General features: G+C 71.4%; 21 protein-coding genes and 1 pseudogene. 9 read left to right on the top strand and 13 right to left on the bottom strand.

All coding sequences use genetic code 11. The annotated features are described in order from the left end of the window. Positions 1–346 precede the first annotated feature (346 nt). Positions 347–1621, bottom strand: a complete 1275-nt coding sequence (locus MUK52_RS31170; RefSeq protein ID WP_284581822.1) for a DUF1266 domain-containing protein — start codon at positions 1619–1621, stop codon at positions 347–349. Between the two features lie 175 nt (positions 1622–1796). Between MUK52_RS31170 and MUK52_RS31165 the strand changes: the two genes are divergently transcribed. After that, a complete protein-coding gene (locus tag MUK52_RS31165; protein WP_114059164.1) occupies positions 1797–2000 on the top strand; it encodes an EF-hand domain-containing protein in 204 nt (67 codons plus the stop codon). 409 nt (positions 2001–2409) lie between these two features. Here the strand turns inward: MUK52_RS31165 and MUK52_RS31160 are convergent, their stop codons facing one another. The 4 genes and pseudogenes from MUK52_RS31160 to MUK52_RS31145 all read right to left on the bottom strand — a co-directional run bounded on the left by MUK52_RS31160 (position 2410) and on the right by MUK52_RS31145 (position 5054). Then, entirely contained in the window at positions 2410–2964 is a 555-nt protein-coding gene (locus MUK52_RS31160; RefSeq protein ID WP_284581821.1) for an SMI1/KNR4 family protein, read from the bottom strand. 172 nt (positions 2965–3136) lie between these two features. Continuing rightward, the gene (locus MUK52_RS31155; protein WP_162793357.1) at positions 3137–3295 is read right to left on the bottom strand and encodes a hypothetical protein; all 159 of its coding nucleotides are present in this window, start codon (positions 3293–3295) and stop codon (positions 3137–3139) included. Between the two features lie 151 nt (positions 3296–3446). Beyond that, positions 3447–3882: pseudogene (locus tag MUK52_RS31150) on the bottom strand (transposase); the annotation flags it as partial. 224 nt (positions 3883–4106) lie between these two features. Next, the gene (locus tag MUK52_RS31145; RefSeq protein ID WP_114059163.1) at positions 4107–5054 is read right to left on the bottom strand and encodes a ScbA/BarX family gamma-butyrolactone biosynthesis protein; all 948 of its coding nucleotides are present in this window, start codon (positions 5052–5054) and stop codon (positions 4107–4109) included. 130 nt (positions 5055–5184) lie between these two features. Between MUK52_RS31145 and MUK52_RS31140 the strand changes: the two genes are divergently transcribed. The 4 genes from MUK52_RS31140 (at position 5185) to MUK52_RS31125 (ending at position 8929) form a co-directional block, all read left to right on the top strand. Then, complete coding sequence (locus MUK52_RS31140; protein ID WP_342777157.1) at positions 5185–5784, top strand: ScbR family autoregulator-binding transcription factor; 600 nt, start codon at positions 5185–5187, stop codon at positions 5782–5784. Further along, positions 5781–6740: an NAD-dependent epimerase/dehydratase family protein gene (locus tag MUK52_RS31135; RefSeq protein WP_284581820.1), complete on the top strand. Its 960-nt coding sequence runs from the start codon at positions 5781–5783 to the stop codon at positions 6738–6740. The genes MUK52_RS31140 and MUK52_RS31135 overlap by 4 nt, the downstream gene beginning before the upstream one ends. Before the next feature lie 203 nt (positions 6741–6943). Further along, on the top strand, positions 6944–7510 hold the full coding sequence (locus MUK52_RS31130) for a TetR family transcriptional regulator (RefSeq protein ID WP_114059160.1): 567 nt from the start codon (positions 6944–6946) through the stop codon (positions 7508–7510). A gap of 237 nt (positions 7511–7747) precedes the next feature. Then, positions 7748–8929 carry an IS701 family transposase gene (locus MUK52_RS31125; protein WP_284581819.1) on the top strand — a complete coding sequence of 394 codons (1182 nt, stop codon included), beginning with the start codon at positions 7748–7750 and terminating at the stop codon, positions 8927–8929. A gap of 74 nt (positions 8930–9003) precedes the next feature. Here MUK52_RS31125 and MUK52_RS31120 read toward each other — a convergent pair whose 3' ends face one another. The 8 genes from MUK52_RS31120 to MUK52_RS31085 form a co-directional block, all read right to left on the bottom strand. Continuing rightward, positions 9004–9264 (bottom strand): DUF6253 family protein, encoded by a 261-nt coding sequence (locus tag MUK52_RS31120; RefSeq protein ID WP_114059158.1) that lies wholly within the window; start codon positions 9262–9264, stop codon positions 9004–9006. Continuing rightward, complete coding sequence (locus tag MUK52_RS31115; RefSeq protein ID WP_114059157.1) at positions 9261–10067, bottom strand: maleate cis-trans isomerase family protein; 807 nt, start codon at positions 10065–10067, stop codon at positions 9261–9263. The genes MUK52_RS31120 and MUK52_RS31115 overlap by 4 nt, the downstream gene beginning before the upstream one ends. Positions 10068–10078: 11 nt before the next feature. Continuing rightward, positions 10079–10756: a transglutaminase-like domain-containing protein gene (locus MUK52_RS31110; protein ID WP_114059156.1), complete on the bottom strand. Its 678-nt coding sequence runs from the start codon at positions 10754–10756 to the stop codon at positions 10079–10081. Between the two features lie 43 nt (positions 10757–10799). Continuing rightward, positions 10800–11918: an acyl-CoA dehydrogenase family protein gene (locus MUK52_RS31105; protein WP_114059155.1), complete on the bottom strand. Its 1119-nt coding sequence runs from the start codon at positions 11916–11918 to the stop codon at positions 10800–10802. Between the two features lie 95 nt (positions 11919–12013). Next, on the bottom strand, positions 12014–12388 hold the full coding sequence (locus MUK52_RS31100) for an ectoine synthase (protein ID WP_114059154.1): 375 nt from the start codon (positions 12386–12388) through the stop codon (positions 12014–12016). Between the two features lie 135 nt (positions 12389–12523). Then, positions 12524–12790, bottom strand: coding sequence for an acyl carrier protein (locus MUK52_RS31095; protein WP_114059153.1), 267 nt, complete (start codon positions 12788–12790; stop codon positions 12524–12526). Further along, positions 12787–14271, bottom strand: coding sequence for an AMP-binding protein (locus MUK52_RS31090; RefSeq protein WP_284581818.1), 1485 nt, complete (start codon positions 14269–14271; stop codon positions 12787–12789). The genes MUK52_RS31095 and MUK52_RS31090 overlap by 4 nt, the downstream gene beginning before the upstream one ends. A 380-nt stretch (positions 14272–14651) precedes the next feature. After that, positions 14652–15101, bottom strand: a complete 450-nt coding sequence (locus MUK52_RS31085) for a MarR family winged helix-turn-helix transcriptional regulator (protein ID WP_114059151.1) — start codon at positions 15099–15101, stop codon at positions 14652–14654. A 142-nt stretch (positions 15102–15243) separates the two neighbouring features. On the opposite strand from MUK52_RS31085, the gene MUK52_RS31080 reads away from it, so the two are divergent. The 4 genes from MUK52_RS31080 (at position 15244) to MUK52_RS31065 (ending at position 17450) form a co-directional block, all read left to right on the top strand. Further along, on the top strand, positions 15244–15564 hold the full coding sequence (locus MUK52_RS31080; RefSeq protein WP_114059150.1) for a DMT family transporter: 321 nt from the start codon (positions 15244–15246) through the stop codon (positions 15562–15564). Between the two features lie 144 nt (positions 15565–15708). Beyond that, positions 15709–16119: a DMT family transporter gene (locus tag MUK52_RS31075; RefSeq protein ID WP_114059149.1), complete on the top strand. Its 411-nt coding sequence runs from the start codon at positions 15709–15711 to the stop codon at positions 16117–16119. A 114-nt stretch (positions 16120–16233) separates the two neighbouring features. Beyond that, positions 16234–16719, top strand: coding sequence for a nucleoside deaminase (locus MUK52_RS31070; RefSeq protein WP_114059148.1), 486 nt, complete (start codon positions 16234–16236; stop codon positions 16717–16719). A gap of 38 nt (positions 16720–16757) precedes the next feature. Beyond that, positions 16758–17450, top strand: coding sequence for a DsbA family oxidoreductase (locus tag MUK52_RS31065; RefSeq protein WP_284581817.1), 693 nt, complete (start codon positions 16758–16760; stop codon positions 17448–17450). Positions 17451–17512: the final 62 nt, after the last annotated feature.

The raw sequence follows: 17512 nt of genomic DNA, 5'->3' as shown, positions 1-17512 counted from the left end.
TCCGCCACCGCGGCGCCGTACCGACTCCGGTCGGTACGGCGCCGCAGGGCCTCCTCGGCACGGCACAACGCTGCGGCCGGGCCCTCCCCCTCGCTCCCGTAGGCGCGGCCCGAAGCCGGCAGGAACCGGGAGCCGGGGAGCAAGACCGGATGGCCGGGGCGCACGCCGTTCCCGCGGGCAGGATGCGCGGCTGCTCCCGGCGCAGGCGGTGGCCGATGCTCCGTAGAACGGCGTCCGCGTGCTGCGGTACGGGACCGGCGCACTGTGCCACCGTCACCTGGAGGCGGGGACCGTCGGGAGGCGTGGCGGCGTCCCGCCGGCGCTCGGCTGCGCCGAAGCGGGACCGTCAGGTCCAGGGAAGCGTGCGCCACGGACTGGCCGGGTCCGTGGTCAGGGCACGGTGGGTCGCGAGGACCGTCTCGTACCACTCGCCGAACTCCTCCTCGTCGAAGTGGAGGCAGCGGCCCAGAATATAGGCGGCCGAGAAGTCCTCCCACGAGCGGTAGTTGACCTGGACCAGGCGGCCGGCCCGGACCACGGCCGCCTCGGCCTCCTGCAGGGAGCACAGGCGGGCGGCAAGCCCCCAGCGGGCCATTCCCGATGCCCGGCCGTAGTCCCAGGCCTCGGCGCTTCGGACGAAGCCTCCCTCGGGCAGCAGCCCGTCCGCGCGGAACCGCGCCTCGTAGCGGGCGATACGGCCGATCAGCCGCTGGACGCCGGCCACCCGGCCCTCCAGCTCTTCGGCTCCGACGGCGCGGCCGGGGGCGACGCCGTCCGCGGTCAGGCGGGGCCCGGCGGCGGCCTCGGCGCGCCGGCGCACCACGTCCCCCGCGGCCTGGCGCCAGTGGCCGACGTCGACGGGGCCCGCGAAGTCCAGCGCCATGGAGCGGCGGAGCTGCAGGACGAACTCCCAGACTCCACTGACCATTCCGGCGCGCAGCAGCCGCTCCTGCGTGTCCTGCCAGTCCTCGCGGGTGGTGACGCCCCACCACTGTTCCAGCGTCCGCTTCTCGCAGCGGTAGCCGCAGCCGTGGTAGGCCATCGAGTTCCAGTACCGCCCGTTGCGCACGTTGATGTGCGCGCCGACCGCGAGGCCGAAGGCGACGGGGCCGGTGCGGGGGCCGCCCACCTCCAGCGTGTGGACGACATCCCGGGCCAGACCCGGCCGTTCCACCGGGGCGGAGTGACGCCGCCACAGGGCGCGGCCCTCGGGCCCGGCCGGCAGGACGCCCTCGCAGGGGCTGCCCGGATTGACGACGAGGTAGGGCGGGTCGTCCTGTCCCCAGACTTCCGCGAACCAGCCCAGGTCGTAGCAGTTGTAGACGGGGTCGGCGACGGGCGGCGGCAGCATGCCTCCCGTGTAGACGGCCACGCACATGGTCCGGGTCTGGGGGTTCCAGTAGGGGTGGAAGCGGCTGCTGCGCGGGTTCCCGTCGACGTGGGCCCGCGACTGCATCATGTACAGGTCGGCTCGTGCGACGAGGTCGTAGTACGCGGGCCAGTCGCCGCGCGCCTTCGCCTCGTACAGTCCCCGCTCGACCGCGCTCGGCGCCTGCCAGCCATGCGCCGATGCCGCCGGACCGGGCAGGGCCCCCTCGTTGTGACCGGTTGTCAAGCTCATGGGCAAGACCCTAAGGGCGGGCCCCCTGCGCCCCGCAAACCGGCTGCGAAGGGCGCCCTGCCCGGCCGGAGTGTGACGGCAGGCCCATGCTCGGCGAGCGGCGCGAGCTTGCCGGTGTGGCAGGGTGGTGGGTCACGTAGGCCTTCGGGGCCTGTGAACGCGAAAGGGTTGTGTCATGAACGAGGCCGAGCTCAGGGCGCTGTTCGACGAGATCGACACGGACGGCGACGGGCGCATCAACATTGTCGAACTGGCCGAGGGCTTCAAGGCCGAGGGCGCTCAGGGGCACCTCGCCGAGGAGGTCAAGAAGGCCATGGCGGCCGACGCGAACCATGACGGGGTCCTCGACTTCGAGGAGTTCCGCACCCTGCTGAAGTAGCGGCAGGCTGCGCGCCCTGGGCAGGCCTCCCAGGAGGAGGGCTTGCCCGGGCACCGCGGAAACGGGCGTCCCGCCCCCGTCCGCCGGACATCCGGGCAACGAGTCGTGTCCCGATCGGGCGTTCTCCGAGTCGGTGAAGCGGGGAGCCGCCGCGGGCGGCACTTCCCGCGCCGGACCAGGCACCGGCAGGCCGGAGGCCTCCGAGAGGCGCGCGCCCGGATCCGCGTCGGGTGGGGAGGCCGGCCGTCGACGTTCCTGTCGCAGGAGCGGCTCTTCACGGTCATGCAGGAAACGCCTGGTCAAACTGGAGATCCTCACCGAGGCCGACACCGGCAACTTCGCCGGGAAGCAATAGCTGACGGACCTCAGCCGGAAACGGACATCACCTGAGCGCCCTCTGAGTTGCCGATCAGTCGATGCGGTCGCTCAGGCCCAGAACCTTCGGGTCGTCGCCGGGGAAGTTCCTGGGCATGCCCGGCACGTCGATGGTGCGCCCGTACACGCCGGCCAGGAACTCGACGGCACCGACTGGGAACTCGATCCAGTCGGCGTTGTCCGTGCGGACGACCACGGGCCATGCGTCCGGATCCGCAGGGCTCGTCCTCCAGTAGAAGGTGTCCCCCGAATGGGACGACGCCCAGGAGATCAGGCCTCCCGGCTGCGGGTAGGGAACGTAGTTCTCGGTGTCGCCCATCTCGTACAGATCCTGAAGGATCTCGTCGTCCCTGGACTCGGACGCCCATGGCGCCTCGGCGCCGGGCGTCGGAAGGGACACCATGAGGAAATCATCGATGACAAGCACCGGGTACGCCTCCGCCAGAGAGCGGAAGTCCGAGGGCAGCGCCGTCCCTAGGCCCGCCTCGAGGGCGGCCCAGTCCACGCTGCGTCCGCCTGGCACACGCCACCGTGTCATCGAAGGCAGCACGCCCTCCAGCTCCTCGACTCTCACCAAGTCGTCTGCCAATCCGGAAAGTTCTCGACCATGGTCTCGAACAATACTCCGGCCTCGATGCGGGCGGGCACGGCGGCACAACTGCTCAAAGAGTCACGAACCACCCTCTCAGAGGACGGTTCGTGATCTGGTGTCCGTTTCCCGGTGAGGTTGGGGCAGGACTGCTGGTCGCGGGGCTCGGCGGCTACTGCTTCCTGGTGAAGCTGCCGGCGTCGGCCTCGGTGAGGATGCCGAGCTTGACCAGGCGTTTCAGCTTGGCGCGGGTGCCCTCGATGTTCTTCGGCAGCAGTTCGTGGTCGAAGGCTTCGCCAGACGTCCCGGGCCCGTAGCGGTCCGGTCGCATCGATGAGGACACCGAGGATGCGGGTGTAGTCCGGGTGCTCGGGCAGGGCCGGTGGGACGGCCGGGAGCCGGTCGGCGAGAGCGGTGACGGTCTTCCGCGTGATCGCGAGGTGTTCGAGGTGGGTCTCTGCCTCCCGCAGCCGGCCGTGCAGGTCGTGGGTGTTCGCGGCAAGGACGGTGACGGCGATGACCAGGCCCAGCACGTCCACGGCCAGACCCCTGCTTGCGGCCCGGCACCCTCTTCGCCGGGTCCCGGCCGGTCGTGGACGCGGGGACCCCGGCGGCCGCGTGGACACTCTGGGTGTCCAGGACCACCAGGGTCGGTTCCTCTAACCGGCCGGCCTCCTCGCGGACCTGGCAGCGCAGGAGTTCCTGGATGACCTGGTCGGTTCCGTCGTCCCGCCAGGCGGCGAAGTAGTAGTACGTCGCGCTCTTGGGCGGCAGGTCGTTCGGGAGGTAGGCCCACTGGCAGCCGGTCCGGCCCTGGTAGAGGATCGCGTTGATGATCTCCCGCATCGCCTAGGCGCCCTGGTGGCCGCTGACCGAGCGGTGCCGGTCAATCCACGCGGTGATCACCGACTCGATCAACGCCCACTGCTCGTCCGATCAGTCGCTCGAGTACGGCTTGCGTTCACTCACATCCTGCCGGAGCTGCCCCGTCGCGGACTGGGCGTTCGGCAGCAGCGGCGGCGGCGCCGCCCTCGGTGTGCCGGTCGGGCCGTGCACCGAGGACGGCATCGCGGAGTGGCGTGTCGCACCGGACACCGGGCCTGCCCAAGTCGTACCGAGCCCGGCGGGGCCGCCTCCCCGGCTCAGCCCAAGGCCGCCCCGACCAGGGTGACGATGCTGGCGAAGATCTCGACGTCGTGCTGGTGGGCGGTGACCAGCACGCGCCGCCGCCCGGCCTCGTCGGCGGTGTGGCGGTGGGCGTGGATCCGGCAGGGCGCGTCGAGTTCGGCGTACCGCATGAAGGCGGTGTCCATGCCGACGACCACGCTCGGCTGCGGCGACGCGACGGCCTGCGCCGCCTGGCGGCCGGCCTCGAGCAGCAGCATGCCGGGGACGTGGTCGACCCGGTGGTCGAACAGGATGGGGTGGGTGGTGTCCACCCGCAGCAGCCACTGATGCGGGCGGCCGGCGGGGGAGAGGACGACGTCCGCAGCGCGGGTGCGTCCCACGGTGGAGGCGGGCACCGGCGGCGCGGGCGGCAGTGCCCGGGCGTTGGCCAGGTCGATGTCGGCGTACTGTGCGCGCAGGCGCTCGTAGATCGCGCGGTCCTGGATGGCGAAGCGGGTGCGGGCGCGCGCGAGCGGCCGGCCGGCCCGGTACACCAGCGCCGTCAGGAGCATGGATACCGCCCGACCCCGGCGGTACTTCACCTCCGAACACGTGATGTGCAGCTCGAGCTCGGTCTCCTGCTCGGCCGCCATCAGCGCCGCGGGGTCGAGCACCCAGCGCAGGTCGTGCCACAGCAGCTGGTGGCCCATCGGTGTCTCGTACGCGACGTGCGAGAGCAGCGGCAGCGCCTGCCGCACCGTCTCGCTCAGCAGCAGCGGGTCGTGCAACCCGTGCCGGGTGGTATAGAAGTCGTGCGTCCTGGGCCACGTGGCCCGCACGACGAAGGAGTGCTCGTCCGTACGCTGCCATTCGGTGAGCAGGACCTCGTCGGGGTTCGTCTTGTGGGTGTGCCTCTGGGCGACGAGTGTGGGGACTCGGTGTGCTCCGTCTGTCCGGTCGTGCGCAAGGTGCAGCTGTGACATGTCAGTTCTCCCCTACTGACTCAACTGGTGTGCGCTGACTAGGGCCTGGCGGGCGCCGAATTTAACATAGTGATGATTCTTTTTACTGAAAGAGGGTGAACAGTTGGCTCGGGTCATGCAGGAGCGGGCGGTGCGCACGCGGGAGGTGCTGCTACGCGCGGCGGCGGAGGTGTTCGGCGAGGTCGGCTACCCGGGGGCGAGCATCGCCAAGATCATCGACCGGGCCGGCGTGACGACCGGCGCGGCCTACTTCCACTTCCGCTCCAAGGAGGGCCTGGCCCGTGCAGTCATCCGGGAGCAGGCTGCCGACCTGGATTTCCCCGAGGGCGAGGCGGGACTGCAGCGACTCCTCGACCTGACCCTGTACCTCGCCCGCGAGATGCGGCGCAACACCCTGCTGCGCGCCGGTGTCCGGCTCGCGGTGGAACAGAGCGAGGCCGGGCTGCAGGAGTACTCGATCTACCAGTGGTGGGCCGAACGGTTCGAGCAGGAGCTCGAGGAGGCACGGGAGCGCGGCGAACTCCTTCCGGAGGCCGACGCCGCGGTGTTCGCCTCGACGCTGGTCGCCGCCTTCACCGGCGCGCAGATCATGTCGCAGCTCGCCAGCGGCCGGGCCGACCTGCCCGGGCGCATCGCGAACCTGTGGCGGTGCCTGCTGCCGGGACTCGCTCCAGCCGACGTCATCGACCGGCTGGAGATCACCGTCGACGGCGGGGCGGACACACGATGACCACCGTCCTGGTGACCGGAGCCACCGGGTTCATCGGTTCGAAGGTGCTGCGCCGGCTGCTCGGGGCGCGCCGCGCCGGCCAGGGCCTGGACGTGGTGGTCGCGGGGCGCTCGGCGAGCGCCCCCGGCGTCGCCTCCCGCCGCGCCGACCTGTCCGACCCGGAGTCCCTGCGCGGGCTCGCCCGGGGCGTCGACGTCCTCGTGCACCTGGCCGCCCTGGTCGCGGGCGACGAGGCCGCCTGCGACGCGGTCAACCGCCACGGCACCGCGGCGCTCGTTGCCGAGGCCGAGCGTGCCGGGGTGCGCCGCATCGTCCACCTGTCCACGGCCGCCGTCTACGGCGCGGGCCCGCACCGCGGCATCACCGAGAACGGGGTCGCGCCCGCCCCGCTGTCGCCTGCCAGCCGGTCCCGCCTGGCAGGTGAGGAAGCGGTGCTCGCCGCCGGCGGCACGGTGCTGCGGCCGGGCCTGGTCACCGGGGTGGGCGACCGGTGGGTGGTGCCCGCGCTCGCCGACCTGCTCGCCCTGGTGCCCGCCCGCTGGGACAGCGGCCGCGGGCTGCTGTCCATGGTCGACGCGGAGGATCTCGCCCGGCTGATCGCGGCGCTCGTGCTGGCCCCGGACCCGGTGCCCGCGGGCGTCCACCACGCCAGCCACCCCACGCCCGTGCGCAACGGCGACCTGATGGCCAGGCTGTCGGAACTCGACATCCTGCCCGCCGCGCCGACGGACTGGTCTTGGCAGGAGTGCCTGGAGCGGCTGCGCAGCGGACCGGGGGGCGTGAGCGAGCGCCAGTTCGCGCTCCTGGCGACCGATCACTGGTACCGCAGCGACGGCATCTGGATCGCGGCCGGCGCCGCCGCGGGCCCCGGCCCGCTGGCCCGCCTCGCGGCGGCGGCGCCCTGGTACCGCGCTCACCTGCACCGGAGGGGCGGTGCCGTCCGCGCGGCGGCGTGAAAGGGATTCCGTTACGGCCAACATGCCAAAGTCGTCCTCACGGCCGGGAGGCCGATCAGTGTTCACCGGACTGCCCGGTACGGTTTAGGGGTTGTGACGGGAGACGGCCACAGGAGTACGGGAGGAGCTGTGCAGCTCGCACGGAGTCTCCGGGGCGCCAGGCCTGCCGGACCTGCGGTCCCGTACCGGGACGTCCCGTCGTGATGAGGCAGGTACGGGCACGGAAGACCCGGTCTGCACTGATCACCGCCGCCGCGGGCCAGTTCGCCCGCCTGGGCTACGCCGGCGCCACCGTGGCCCGTATCGCCACCGCCGCCGGCGTGACCTCGGGCGCGCTGACCTTCCACTTCCTGTCCAAGGAGGAGCTCGCCCGCGCCGTCGCCGACGCCGGCGTCGAGGCCGCCCGTGCGGCGGTGGGCGAGGTGGAGCGGATCACCGACCCGGGCATGGGCGCCGCCGAGCAGCTCACGCAGGTCGTCGTCGGCCTCCTGGAGCAGGACGTCCACGCCCGTGCGACCGTACGCCTTCTGGACGAGTGTCCCGACGAGTGCGCCTCCTGGGAGGAGGCCTGGCGCCCCGCCCTCGACCACGCCCTCGAGCGGGCCCGGGCGGGCGGAGCGGACGCCACGGTCGTCGCCGACGTCCGGCTGCTGATCGCCTACCTGCTGGCCGGCGCGGGGGCCCGGATGCGGGCCGGCCGCCCGGTGGAGTCCGTCCGGGAGGAACTGGGCCGCCTGTGGCAGCGGTTCGCCGCGGGCCTCCAGCTCTGACCCCCGCCCTTTCGATCCCGGCCCTTTCGATCCCCGCCGTACCGGTCCGCGCCCCGCCGGCGCGCGGTCGCCTGGACCTGCCCTGGTTCGGCGCCGGTGGAGCCGGGCTTCCGGCCGCCCGGGAAGTTGGCGAAGTCGCAGCCGAGGACTCCTTCCCCGTAAGAAAATAGTGCTCATTCTCTTTATTGTGATGCGAAGCCCACACGGAGCTGTGACGCACCGAGAGAGGGAGAAGGTATGAGGGGGACAGCCGGATCCGGGGGAGTGGATTCCGTCAACCGGTTCACTGACCTGCTCTTCGGAGATCTGCGCAGAAGCGACCAGCGCAGATGGGCCCACGCCTATGTGCTGGGCCTGCTCACCACACCGGGAAAGAAGTCGATGCGTCGCCTCGCCGCGGCGGCGAGCGACTCGCCGACGGCGGCGCAGGCACTGCACCAGTTCATCAACGAGAGCCCGTGGGACTGGAGGCCCGTCTGCGACCGGCTACGGCACTGGATCGAGGGCCGGGTGCGGCCCCGGGCCTGGACGATCGCCCCGGTCGTCCTGCCCAAGCGGGGCGAGAGGTCGTGCGGCGTGCACCGCCGGTTCATCCCGCACACCGGACGCACCGTCAACTGCCAGGTCGGCACCGCCCTGTTCATGTCGGCGGACATCGGCGACTTCCCGTGCGGTTGGAGCCTGTTGCTGCCCGAGCCGTGGGCGCGGGGCGACCTGCGGGAGCGTGCCCGCGTCCCCGACGCGGCGGTCGCCCGGCCGGAGAGCCCCGTCCTGAGCCTGATCGAGCTGCTGCTGCGGCCCTCGCGGCACGAGCCGGTCCCGGTGGTCGTCGGCGTCGACGGCTACCTGGACGTGCGTCCGCTGCTGCACGTTCTGATCCGGGCCCGGCGCGACTTCGTCGTCGCCGTCCCCGACGGCCTGCCGCTCGCGCCCTTCCCCGCCGCCCGGCCCGTCCGTGCCCGGCCGCGGGCTGCGGCCCGGATGCTGGACGGTCCGAGCGGACCGGAGCGGGCGGTGCGGGGCCTGGTACGCAACCAGCTGGTGCAGCTCCCGTTCGCGCGGGACGAGCAGCGGCCGCAGCCGTTCCGGCTGTTCGCCGGGCCTGGCACCAGGGCCGACAGCAGCGGCCGGCTGTGGCTCACCAACATCGTGGACCGGCCGGTCGGTGAACTCATGCAGTACGCGGACCGGACCGCGGCGGTCGGCGAGACCGTCAGCCTGCTCGAGCGCGGCTTCGGCTTGCGGGACTTCGAGGGCCGGTCGTTCCCCGGCTGGCACCACCACATGACGCTGGTCTCCGCCGCCTTCGCCCACAGCCGGCTCACGACCGCCGCCGACGGGCACGGCGCCCTCGACATGCCGGGCGACTGGTCGCGGGAGAGCGACTTCGACCGGTCCATGGACCTGCTGTCGGCGTAGGCAGGTCCCTGTGCGAGGCCCGTGACCCACCGGCTCGGTGGGTCACGGGCCCCTCATCCCGCTCCGGGCCCCGGTCAGCGGAGTGCCGTGGGCAGGGCGGCGGCGTGCGGCGCGGTGCCGGGCGTGCCGGCCTCGTCGTCCGGCCCGGCCGCGGCCCGGGTGCCGTACCGCAGAAAGTGCCGCACCCGCTCCGCGCACCGCAGCTGTCCCTTGACCAGGACCATGCCGTACACCCGGTCCTCGTCCTCGCGCCAGCACACCAGCGGGATGCGGTAGGTGTCGCCCTCGGGCGTCGCGAAGACCGCTTCGTACCCGGTCGCGTTCAGCAGGCTCACGCGTCCTCGCTCTTCGGCGACGTGCCGAACAGGTGGCCGTAGTCGCTGATGCCGAGGGCGGTGTCGGCGGCACCGGCCAGGTGCAGGGCGTGCCACAGGATCACCTGGTTTGCGGTGACCACGTGGAAGCCGAGCTCCGCTTCGAGCGGCTTGATGGTGCCCACCGCGCGGATGCCGTTGCCGGCGACGAGAACGGCGTCCGGACGGTGCTCGGCGATGGTGCGGATCCACGCGGACAGGTTGCCCGGCGTGATCGCCTTCTGGTCGGAGGGCAGTCCGCACGGGCCGTGGTGGACCACCTCGAAGCCGAACTCACGGAAGTAGTCGGCGCCCTGGCCGGAGAGCTCGTCGTCGAACCACGGCGGGTTGACCACCGCGATCCTGCGCGCGCCCAGGGCGTCGAACGCGGCCCGGGCGGCCTTGGTGGTGCCGGTGATCGGCAGGTCACGGGTGACCGGCCGCAGCCGCTCGTACAGCTCCCGCTCGCCCTCCGCCTTCAGGACGTAGCTGGAGGAGGTGAAGCCGAGGGTGAGGGCGTGCAGCGGGGACGCGGCGAGCAGTTCCACCGCCTGGTCGAGGTAGGGCGGCTCGACGAAGGCCCGGACGGGGGCGTGCGGTATCTTCTCGTCCATCTCGCCGCCGGCACGCATCGCCGCGAAGTGGATGCGCGAGGCGTGGACTGACACGGAGGCGGGGGCGATGGCCTGCAGCTCGGCCTCCGGGCCGACGTCGGCGTGCGGCACGACGACGCCGATCCGGATCGAGGCGTCCCAGCCGTCGGTGGGAGAGGTCGTGTCGGTCATGTCGGGATCTCCTACCGGGTGAGTGCGGACTCGTCCGCCAGGCTGCCGCCGCGGACGGTGCCGGTTCCGTCGGCGTCGAGGAAACCGGGGTGCTTGCTGCGCATGTGGGACATGACGAAGTCGTAGGGGACATCGTCGAAGGAACCGTGGTCCGTGAGGAACTCCATGGAGCCGCCGCCCTCACTGAAGGGGTGGTAGAGGCTGTCGCTGACGCCGTCGAACTCCAGCGCCTCCATGCCGTAGAGCTTGCAGAGCACCTTGTTGAACACCGGCGTGGCCTTGATCCACCTGCCGTTCAGGTGGACCTGGGTGAGGCCGTGGAAGAACACGTCGCCGCCGATGTGCTTCAGCAGCCGCGGCGAGGCGAGGTGGTTGCGCACGTCGCCGTAGACGAGCCGGGAGGGGATGCCGAGCGCGCGCACGCAGGCCGCGTAGAGCGCGGACTTGTGCAGGCAGAACCCTTCCTTGGAGGTGGCAGTGGTCGAGGCCCGCAGGCCCTCCCGGGAGAGGGGGGCGCCGTACACCTCGTAGAAGACGTCGTCGCGCACCGCGTGGTACAGCTCGACGGCGTTGGCCGTCCGGTCCGCGGCGCGGTCCTTGACGGCGTGGTCGATGAAGGCCTGCACTGCGTCGGTCTCGTAGTCGAGGAACTCGGTGGGCCGGGTGAGTCGTTCCAGATGGTCAGTCATGCGGGTTTCCTGTCGGTCGAGGGCTCGGCCGGAGGCCGGTCGGTCAGAGACCGAGGAGTGTGGCGATGCGGTTGCGCTGGATCTCGGATGTGCCCGAGTAGATGGTTCCGGCGATCGAGTTGCGCAGGTCCCGCTCGATGCCGTGTTCGGTGAGCACGCCGCGGCCGCCGTGAATCTGCACCGCGTCCAGTGCGGTCTGCACATTGGCCTCGGACACGATCGTCTTGGTGGCCGCCAGGTCGAGCGAGGCGTCCTGGCCGGCCTCGACCTTCACTCCGGTGTCGGCGAGCCACTTGCGGGCCGTCTCGACCCGCATCTTCATGTCGGCGATCTTGTGGGAGACCGCCTGGTAGGAGCCGATGGGCTGTCCGAACTGGTGGCGCTTCCCGGCGTAGGCGATGGTCTCCTCCAGGCGCCGCGTCATCTCGCCCAGCGTGATGGAGAAGCCGAAGAGGACCTCCCGCTTCATCACGTGGTCCAGGATGAGGAAGCCGGTGCCCTCCTGCCCGACCCGCTGACTGACGGGGACGCGCAGCTCGTCGAAGGAGAGCGTGCCGACCGGGCTGGTGCGCAGGCCGATCTTGTCCATCGCCGGGCCCGCCGTCAGACCGGGCGTGGCGGCCTCGACGAGCAGGGTGGTCAGGCCGAAGGGGCCCGGCTTGCCGGTGCGCACGTACAGCAGGAACAGGTCGGCGACGGGGGCGTTCGTGATGAACATCTTGCCGCCGCTGACCACGTAGTGGTCGCCGTCGCGGCGGGCGGTCGCGGCGAGGTTCATCGCGTCCGAGCCGCCGGACTCCTCCGTGATCGCGTGCGCGGTGATCGCCTCGCCGGACATGATCCTCGGCAGGTGGCGTTCCTTCAGCTCCTGGCTGCCGAAGCGCTGCAGCGGCACTCCCACGGAGACGATCTGGGTCGAGGCGGAGAAGGACAGGCCGGCGTCGTGGCAGACGTAGCCCAGGCCCTCCAGAGCCCGCATGGTCGCCGTCACGCCGTGGCCGGCGCCGCCGAACTCCGGGGCGAAGTGCGTCCGCAGGAGACCGGTCTCCTGCAGGACCTTCCACTTGTCGTGGGGGAAGGCGCCCGCCGCGTCCAGCTCGCGGGTATCCGCGTTCAGCTGCTGGGCCCACGGGGCGGTGAGATGGAAGAGGTCGTCGGTCAAGGCGGGTCCTAGGTCGGCGGTGGTCGGGTGAGGGGCCCGTCGCCCGGGCCGGCCCACGACTGGGGTGGGAAGCGGGCCGGCCCGGGCTGGGCGGCTCAGTACTGGGAGAAGCCGTCCTCGGAGAGGGTGTGCTTCTCGTCGCCGACGATCGGCGGGTTGAAGATCGACACGAGGTGCAGGTCCTCGTAGTCGGAGGCCACCAGGTAGTGCGGGTCGTGCTCGTTGAGGACGTAGATGGTGCCGGGCACGATCTTGTGGCGGGTGCCGTCCGTCTCGACGACCTCGCCGGAGCCGCCGACGCAGTAGCAGGCCTCCAGGTGGTTGCGGTACTGCAGGGCGCTGGTGGTGCCCTGGCGGACGATCGTGTCGCAGACCGCGAAGCCCATGCCGTCGGACTTGGTCAGCAGCCGGGTGCTCAGGCCGTTGCCCCACTCGACGGGAGCGACGTCATCAAGGCTGCGAACGAACATTCCGGGTTCTCCTTCGGTCGATGAGGGGTACGTGGCGGTGAGGTCGTGCGTGGTGCGTCGCGCCCGTGGTGTGTGGCGGCGCGTCGTGCCCGGGGGTGCCCGGGCGCTTTGCACCTGTGGAGGGTGCGGCGGAGGTCAGGCGGCCCGTACCGGGGCGTGCGCCTCGACCACGGCGGTGATGGAGTCGAGGGTGCGGAAGTTGTCCGGCGTCAACTCGATGTCGTCGACGGCGATGTCGAAGGCCCGCGTGAGGTGCGAGAGCAGACGCACCAAGCCCAGGCTGTCGATGACGCCGGAGTCGATCAGGTCGTAGTCCCCGGTCAGGTCCGTGGTGTCCTCCCCGGCGAGGAACTGGCCCACGACGTAGGCGCGGATCTCACCGGCGATGTCCGTGGTGCTCATGCGTCGATCTCCTTCATACGGTTCCGCTTGATGAGATTGCGGTCGGGTTTCCCCGTCGAAGTGCGGGGCAGTGGTGCGTCGGTGAGGTGCACGGAGGCCGGTATGGCGTGGCGGGGCAGGTGCCGGCCCGAGTGGGTGCGCAGGCGCAGGCTGGTGAGTCCGGTGCCCGGGCGGCGGGTGACGTGGGCGTGCAGCCGGACGCCGGCCTGCGGGTCGGGCAGCGGTACGACGACGGCCTCGGCGACGTCGGGGTGGGACGCGAGCACGCTCTCCACCTCCTGGAGGTTCGTGCGCACCCCCCTGACCTTGACGTGCCAGTCCGCGCGGCCCTCGAGGAAGTACAGGCCGTCGGCGTCGCGGGAGACGATGTCGCCGGTGCGGTAGAAGTCGCGGCCGTCGATGCGGGTGAACGCGGTCTCGTTCAGCTCCTCGCGCAGATAGCCGCGGGTCTGGAACGGGGTGGCCACCAGCAGCTCACCCGTGCCCGCCCCCTCCACCCGCTGCCCCTCGGCGTCCAGGACGAGGGCGTCGGTGCCGCGTACCGGGAGGCCGATGGGCATCGGCCCGGTCGCCGTGGGGTCGACGCGGTGGATGAAGGAGTCGTTGGTTTCCGTGCAGCCGAACACGTTGTGGAAGGCGGCGCCGGGGAACGCCGACGCGATCGGGGCCAGCAGGTCGGCCGGGAGCCGGTCGCCGGTGAAGACGGCGTGGCGCACGGTGTCGAAGACGGCGCCCGCGCCGTTGCCCGCACTGCCCTCGAGGAGCAGCCGGTACATCATCGGCACGCCCTGGACGAAGGTGGGTCCGTGGCCGGCGGCGAGCGAGGCCAGGTGCGTGGCGTCGGTGGCGTGCTCCCTGTCGACCAGCACCACGGACGCGCCGAGGCGCAGGAACGTCCAGACGTCCAGGAGGGCGAGGTCGAAGTTGAGCGGCGCGTACGAGAGCGCCGTCTCGCACGGCGTCAGCGCGAACTCGTCGACGGCCCAGTCGGCGAAGGCGTCGAAGCCGGCGGCCTCGATCGGCACGATCTTGGGGGTACCGGTCGAGCCGGACGTGGTCAGCAGCAGACGCGTCCGCTCCGGGTCCGGCGTCGCGAATCCCGTCGCCTCGTCCTCGTCGGGCGTCACGGGTGTCGCGTCGAGCACTCCGTCGGCGTCGGCGGCCAGCAGGTGCCCGACCCGGGCCTGGCGGGCGATCCGCCCGCGGGCGGCGCTGCCGAGGTCGGGGGAGGGGGCCAGGGCGATGTGTCCCTCGTGGAAGACGGCGAGCAGCAGCGCGATGGTCTGCGGCGTCTTGTGCGCCGGCACGCACACGGTGCTGCCTGCCGGGAGACCGAGGCGGTGCAGTTGGTCGCGCAGATCCTGGGTCAGCTCGTGCAGTCGGCCGTAGGTGACGGCCTGGTCTCGGAAGTGGAGCGCGATGCTGTGGGGCCGGTGACGACCGTGGACGGCGACGGTCTCGGCCAGGCGGGGCGATGGCACGGCGGATTCCTTGCGGTCGGCTCAGCCGCGACCACAGTGGTCGCTCGGCTGTTCGAATCTTGCGGTGTCGAGCAAGAAGGTATCCGGGCAAGTACATGTTTGGTCAAGCACCTACTTGGCGAAGTGAGTGTGACTCAATGCATTCGTTTTTGCTTGATCAAGCAATGAAGTTCGATGCGGAATACGCGCGGGGGGCCTGAAAACGGCTGCGACGCGGTGCGGCGGTCCGGAGCCGGAATGTCACCGGGCTCCGGACGGCTGCACCGCGTCGCGGGGCCGTGCTGTGGCGATATCGGGGGTGGTGGCCGCGTCAAGGCCCGCCGCAGCGTGCCGTGGCGCGCTGTGCGGTGCGGCGGTCCGGTACGGGGAGCGGGGGCCCGTCAGTCCTGGGGCGTGCGCAGTGCCCGGACCGTCGCGCCGAGCTCGGGGTCGGCGGCGAGCGTGTTCAGTGCGGAGGACAGGGTTTCCGCGTAGGTGGCGCGCGCGGCCTCGTAGCGTTGGCGGCCCTCGTCGGTGATGACCGCGTAGACGCCCCGCTTGTCCGAGGGGCACAGGTCCTTGAAGGCGAAGCCCGCCGACTCCAGCCGGCCCACCAGCCGCGTCACCGACGACTGGCCGAGGCCCACCTTGTCCGCCAGGTCCTGCATCCGCAGCTCGCTCGTCTCGGAGCGGTGCAGGTGCTCCAGGGAGCGGAACTCCGACAGGCCGATCGCGTGCCGTCGCTGGAGGGCCGCAGCCAGCTCGCGTTCGACGTGCGCGTGGACCCTGAGCACGCGATTCCACACGGCTTGGTCGGAGTTGTGCCGGGCTGCGAGGGGTGAAGTTGCCATACGTGCGTCCTCAGGGAGTGCCTGTTTGACACCAGAGTACATGCGCATGCAAGCTCATGGCGTTTCCCCGATTGCGCCTCAGGGGGTAGTCGGTCATCATCTTCTTGCATGCACAAGCAACCAAATGGAAGGGGCTTCCCTCATGCAGTGGCTCTACCTCGCCATCGCCGTCGTCTTCGAGATCGGCGTCGCACTCGCGGCAGGCAAGGCCGAAGGCTTCAAGAACCGCAAATGGACCGCGATCACCCTGGTCAGCGGCGCCCTCGGCACCTACTTCCTCAGCCGTGCCCTGCTGACGTTCAACGTCGGCGTCGGCTACGCCCTGTGGACCTCGGTCTCCGGCGTCGGCATCACCCTGCTCGGCGCCCTGCTGTTCGGCCAGAAGCTCAACTGGAAGAAGGCCCTGGGCATCGCGGCCGTCATCGTCGGGGTCGTCGGCCTCCAGCTCAGCGGCGCCGCCTGATCCGCGGCCGCACCCGGCCGACCGGCAAGCCCACCTCGGGCCTGCGCGCCTCCCCCTCCTCGGCTCCGTGCGCCCCGCGGGCCCGCGCGCCCTGCGCACTCCCACTCCCAGGCCTTCACGCCCTACCGAAAGGAACCTCCGCTCATGTCCTCGAACAACAGCTCCGCGGCCAACGCCTGGCTCATGCTCCTCCTCGCCGGCACGTTCGAGATCGGTTACGCGCTCTCCGTCGGCGGCAGCAACGGCTTCACGCAGCTGACCTGGTCCCTGGTCGCCGTCGTCTTCTTCCTGCTGACCCTGTGGGCGCTGAGCGTCGCCCTCAAGACCATCGACGTCGGCACCGGCTACGCCGTCTGGGCCGGCATCGGAGCCGTCGGAGCCGCGGCGCTCGGCCCCGTCTTCTTCGACGAGCAGCTCAACCTCGTCCAGTCCGTGTGGCTCGCCGTCATCATCGCGGGCGTCGTCTGGCTGAAGCTCGCCGACAAGACGAGCGGTGCGGACGACACGCAGGCAGCCGTCGAGCGGCCGCAGGCCGCCCAGAGCGCCGGCGTCTGAGCGCATCCAGCACCCCCGGGCACCTCTCGGCGAGGACGACGGGCCGCCCCCCCCTGCGGCCCGCGCGGTACCTCCGCCGATCCGCCCCTCCGTCTCCCAAGGACTCACTCCGCCATGCCTCTTGACTTACTCGACCAGCTCACCCCCCACGTGGAGGAAGCGGTCAGGATCAGCCGACAGCACGTCGCCGAGGGCGGCATCCCCTTCTCGGGGATCGTCGTACGCGACGGCCACGTCCTGGGCACCGGCTTCAACCGCGTCGCCGAGGACAACGACCCCACCGCCCACGCCGAAGTCGTCGCCCTGCGCGAGGCGACGCGCAGGGCCGGCCGGTTCGGCGTCGCGGGAGCCACCCTCATCGCCTCGGGCGAGCCCTGCGCGCTGTGCTACATGGCGGCCCTCTACTTCGACGTCGAGCACATCGTGTACGCCGCCGACCGCAGGACCGCAGCCGCCTACGGCTTCGACTACGCCGGCTCGTACACCATCTTCTCCACCGACCCGACCGCGTGGCCGCTCAAGGTGACGCACGCCCCCGTCGAGAGTCACGAAGTGCCGTTCCAGGAATTCCTGGCACGCCGGAAGGGCGGACTGCAGTGAGCGGCCAGGCAACCAGCGACCAGACAGGGAACGCCCCGGTGGCACACGACCGCACAGCGAACGGCCAGGCCAAGAGCGACCCGGTGAAGATCCGGATCTGGTCCGACTACGTTTGCCCCTTCTGCATGCTGGCGGAAGGGCCCCTGGAAGAGGCGATCGAGGGCCTCGGCATCGATGTCGAGATCGAGTGGAAGCCCTTCGAGCTGCGGCCCCACCCGCACCCCACCCTGCGCCCGGAGGACGAGTACCTGCCGGCCATCTGGCAGCGCGCCGTGTACCCCATGGCCCGCCGCATGGGCGTCGACATCACGCTGCCCACCGTCTCCCCGCAGCCCTACACGCGGCTCGCGTTCGAGGGCTACCAGTACGCCGCCGAACAGGGCAGGGGCACCGAGTACACCGCCCGCATGTTCCGCGCCTTCTTCCAGGAGGACCAGGACCTCGGACAGCCGGACGTCCTCGTCCGGCTCGCGGAGGAGATCGGCCTGAACGGCCAGGCGCTACGCAAGGCCCTCGACGACGGCACGTACAGCGCCGCCCACCAGGATGCCCTGCGCGAGGCCGCCGCCCACCGCATCCAGTCCGTGCCCACCCTCCTCGTCGGAGACACCCGCATCGAGGGCGTCCCCAGCGTTCCCCGGCTGCGCAAGGCGATCCTCGACGCCCACGCCGCACGAGAGGAAGAGGCCGCGATCCACGGCGCCGCCTGCAGCGTGGACGGCGGCTGCTGACGTGAGCATCCGTGCCCGCTTCACCTCCGCCCCCGGCATACCCCGTACCGAACCGGGCCGGC

The organism is Streptomyces sp. 2P-4 (assembly GCF_030167965.1).
GTDB lineage: Bacteria > Actinomycetota > Actinomycetes > Streptomycetales > Streptomycetaceae > Streptomyces > Streptomyces globosus_A.
The sequence above is the reverse complement of the archived record's forward strand: the minus strand, read 5'-3'. Positions and strand labels throughout refer to the sequence as shown.

Bases quoted from the DNA above. Each gene is read 5' to 3' on its own strand.
- MUK52_RS31110 (WP_114059156.1), bottom strand. From the start codon at position 10,756: ATGACTGACCATCTGGAACGACTCACCCGGCCCACCGAGTTCCTCGAC.
- MUK52_RS31125 (WP_284581819.1), top strand. From the start codon at position 7,748: ATGAGGGGGACAGCCGGATCCGGGGGAGTGGATTCCGTCAACCGGTTC.
- MUK52_RS31085 (WP_114059151.1), bottom strand. From the start codon at position 15,101: ATGGCAACTTCACCCCTCGCAGCCCGGCACAACTCCGACCAAGCCGTG.
- MUK52_RS31145 (WP_114059163.1), bottom strand. From the start codon at position 5,054: ATGTCACAGCTGCACCTTGCGCACGACCGGACAGACGGAGCACACCGA.
- MUK52_RS31080 (WP_114059150.1), top strand. From the start codon at position 15,244: ATGCAGTGGCTCTACCTCGCCATCGCCGTCGTCTTCGAGATCGGCGTC.
- MUK52_RS31100 (WP_114059154.1), bottom strand. From the start codon at position 12,388: ATGTTCGTTCGCAGCCTTGATGACGTCGCTCCCGTCGAGTGGGGCAAC.
- MUK52_RS31135 (WP_284581820.1), top strand. From the start codon at position 5,781: ATGACCACCGTCCTGGTGACCGGAGCCACCGGGTTCATCGGTTCGAAG.
- MUK52_RS31070 (WP_114059148.1), top strand. From the start codon at position 16,234: ATGCCTCTTGACTTACTCGACCAGCTCACCCCCCACGTGGAGGAAGCG.
- MUK52_RS31095 (WP_114059153.1), bottom strand. From the start codon at position 12,790: ATGAGCACCACGGACATCGCCGGTGAGATCCGCGCCTACGTCGTGGGC.
- MUK52_RS31115 (WP_114059157.1), bottom strand. From the start codon at position 10,067: ATGACCGACACGACCTCTCCCACCGACGGCTGGGACGCCTCGATCCGG.
- MUK52_RS31165 (WP_114059164.1), top strand. From the start codon at position 1,797: ATGAACGAGGCCGAGCTCAGGGCGCTGTTCGACGAGATCGACACGGAC.
- MUK52_RS31130 (WP_114059160.1), top strand. From the start codon at position 6,944: ATGAGGCAGGTACGGGCACGGAAGACCCGGTCTGCACTGATCACCGCC.
- MUK52_RS31155 (WP_162793357.1), bottom strand. From the start codon at position 3,295: ATGCGACCGGACCGCTACGGGCCCGGGACGTCTGGCGAAGCCTTCGAC.
- MUK52_RS31170 (WP_284581822.1), bottom strand. From the start codon at position 1,621: ATGAGCTTGACAACCGGTCACAACGAGGGGGCCCTGCCCGGTCCGGCG.
- MUK52_RS31075 (WP_114059149.1), top strand. From the start codon at position 15,709: ATGTCCTCGAACAACAGCTCCGCGGCCAACGCCTGGCTCATGCTCCTC.